Origin of the sequence: Vibrio sp. 10N.261.52.A1 (assembly GCF_002876325.1) — a bacterium.
In the GTDB taxonomy this organism is placed as follows: domain Bacteria; phylum Pseudomonadota; class Gammaproteobacteria; order Enterobacterales; family Vibrionaceae; genus Vibrio; species Vibrio chagasii.
In genome coordinates this window covers 1-805 of the sequence record NZ_MCYD01000201.1, presented here as the reverse complement: position 1 = coordinate 805, position 805 = coordinate 1, and the positions used below count along the sequence as shown (strand labels likewise).

Sequence of the window (805 nt, the reverse complement as noted above, 5' to 3'; positions counted from 1 at the left end):
TTATTAATCACATCAATGCAAATGATTCCATATAAAAGAATGAGTTTTGTGATATTCAGCTAACAAAAAAGCCAGCTAAAAATATAACTGGCTTTTATGGTTTTTTCTTTGTTATTGAGTGAGCTTAACTTTCACTTAACTCAGTTTTGTTTGGTGAGTAGTGCAAAATAGCCATCGATGTTGGAGATAACAACATTTCCCCTTCAGCGTGACCTGGTTTTACATTTCTCAAGTTAGTATCACATATCGTCACCCAGTTTTGTTCACGGTCATTGGGTAAGCTGAAACGCGCTGGGGCATTGGTTTGGTTGATGAGATAAATCAGCTCATCGCCATCTTTACCAATACCAAGATGCAGTGCTACTGAGCTTAAACGGTTCCAATCATCATGCTCCATCAGCGTGCCATCAACACGGCTCCAGAAGATGCGATTAGAGTTACGTTTTTCGCCGCTGAACGCCTGGATAAAAGGCACCATGTATTGCTGACGTGCGGCGATCATCTCTGACAGCCAAGTTTTGAAGTAGGTCTTGCGCTCTGAATCTTCCCAGTTCAGCCAACTCGTCTCACTATCTTGGCAGTAAGCGTTATTGTTACCCTTTTGAGTATGAGATAACACGTCTGCTGTCAGAATGTGTGGAATACCGAAAGCAAACAGCAGGCTCGCCATGAAGTTACGTTTCTGCTTTTCACGAGTCGCGATAACCAAGAGGTTTTCGGTTTCACCCTCTACACCGTAGTTTTCAGAACGGTTATCACCATGCCCATCGCGGTTATTCTCACCATTTTCTTCATTGTGCTTGTG

1 pseudogene is annotated in these 805 nt (G+C 42.7%); it reads right to left on the bottom strand.

From position 1 onward, the window contains the following. Positions 1-124: 124 nt before the first annotated feature. A pseudogene (locus BCT81_RS02595) lies at positions 125-805 on the bottom strand (glycogen debranching enzyme); the annotation flags it as partial.